This window comes from Shewanella sp. SR44-4, from assembly GCF_014163715.1.
GTDB lineage: Bacteria > Pseudomonadota > Gammaproteobacteria > Enterobacterales > Shewanellaceae > Shewanella.
The window spans coordinates 1-1,996 of sequence record NZ_JACJDU010000103.1; the positions used below are offsets into that span (position 1 = coordinate 1).

Here is a 1,996-nt window from a genome sequence, read left to right on the forward strand (position 1 = left end):
GCAGAGTGGTCGAATGCACCGGTCTTGAAAACCGGCAACGGTTTATCCCGTTCTAGGGTTCAAATCCCTATCCCTCCGCCACATTAAAATAAAAAGGCCCGCTATTTATAGCGGGCCTTTTTATTTGGCGAAAGATAGGACTTTGAACCCACGGGTTCCTCTTTATTACAAGCAAGCTATCCCTCCGCAAGATTCAACAAAGTCTTCGAAATTAAAACATGGTCATCCACTTCAACTGATTCGAGAAGATAAGCGTGGATCCATTAGTTCAAGCAGCCTGGACATACTGAATAGACTAAACATCCCTGCAGAGAATTGGCTTAAAATCACCACAGAATTTGGTGCATTATTTAAAGGCGCTGTCGGAGTATTACCTGCCTTAACCGAACACTGCGAGCATTTAGACCGAAAACGACGACAAGGCGTTGTAAAATTGCCAGCGCGGGTTGTGCGCTTAAGTCATCATCCCCACTTAAATTACAATTCACCTGACACTTGATAACTATCAAATTTTTCTGCTGTGCCGAATTTCTTTGATGACCATAGCTGTATCTTTTTATACTTTTGGTGCTAATTTTCGCCCGTACGATTGAGGAAACTGATTTGTATGAGCGATTTTTTGACTTAATTGGTCACTGTAGGATGGAACAAATGACAGCAATCAGTAAATTCTGAGTGACTTTACACACAACAATTTACTCTCTCAGAGCCAATAATTAGTCTGAGAAATGATGAAACGTACCCGCGACATCATTTCTCAGCAGCACATATCAAATCCTACGGGCGTAAATCGATAATAAATTTTGCTGAGAAATCGAATTTTCACCTTTTTCGCGTTAATTTCACGTGATTTTTCATTTAAAGAATGCAATTTAAACCGCTTCGCACTCAGTGAGTGCGAAGCCAAAGCAGCCCACTTATTAAGTGGGGCTAGTACGTAACCCGGTACGCAACTATCCCACTTTTGGTTCCCAAAAGGTCGGATAGTTGCTACGGGCAAGGGGGGCACCCCTTAACCCCAACAGCCACATGCTGCGCATGTAAAAAATCAAAAGCGTGAAAGATAAAATCAATATGCACACTTTTATGTGGTACGTACTGTTTTTATGTACAGTTATAATGGTGTTTCATCGATTTACGCTAAAAAACGATTTAAAATCGTTCTTTAGTTGTATCATATTTAAAATAGAAAAATCGTAATTGCCTGATATTAATACCTTTAATTTTTCTGGCAGTGACCACAAACACTACTTTACGCGCAAGCTCGGTTTGTTTTTGTCTGTTAGGCACAATTAATTGCTTTACTTCAATAAGATAGCAAATGTAGGATGATATTAATCAATAAGTTAAGAGACTGACTTTACTGCGCAAGCTCTTCAATAAACGGTTTGAAACTCATCCAAATTGTTACTGTCGTCGAAACTTTAGGAAATCAGCAATGAACGGACAAGAAAAACTAAAATTAAGAAGTGCTTTCGACTCAATATTGCGAGCAGATTACATTACTTTGGACAATTTAAGTGAACTTGGAGATTTAGAAGAATACTTTATTGATTTTTTCGGAATACTACAAAGCTTGCTTCAAAAACAAGACAACTTTGTTAGTGGCAGAAGAGGGACTGGAAAAACTACAAATCTTCTTAGAGGTTATTACGAATGTTTAAAATCAATAGCTCCAAAACTAAAAGATAAGAATCGTTTAATATCACAAGGTAAAGTACTTCCTATTTATATAGATTTAAGTACTTGCAATGACCTTTTTGATTCTAACAATGAGCTAGATTTAATCGAAATTCATTTCATTCGTCAAATTATTGAATCGCTAAAAAAACAGCTTAATTTGATGTTTGAAGAAAAGTTTTTAGCTGTTTCCCCCTGTGTCAGGATAGTTGTCGCCTCAATTAATTTACAAATAAACAGGGAGCGGTAAGTTACAGCAAGTGAATTATCAAAGGCATTCCGGTCAATTTAAAGAAGCTATATTAAACAAGTTTAG

2 protein-coding genes are annotated in these 1,996 nt (G+C 37.4%); both read left to right on the forward strand.

Features of this window, described 5'->3' with window-relative positions; translation table 11 throughout:
* The first annotated feature begins 142 nt into the window (after window positions 1-142).
* Window positions 143-499, forward strand: a complete 357-nt coding sequence (locus tag H5125_RS22490; RefSeq protein ID WP_409086079.1) for a hypothetical protein — start codon at window positions 143-145, stop codon at window positions 497-499.
* A gap of 939 nt (window positions 500-1,438) precedes the next feature.
* The gene (locus H5125_RS21550) at window positions 1,439-1,930 is read left to right on the forward strand and encodes a hypothetical protein (RefSeq protein ID WP_182745471.1); all 492 of its coding nucleotides are present in this window, start codon (window positions 1,439-1,441) and stop codon (window positions 1,928-1,930) included.
* The last annotated feature ends 66 nt before the right edge of the window (window positions 1,931-1,996 follow it).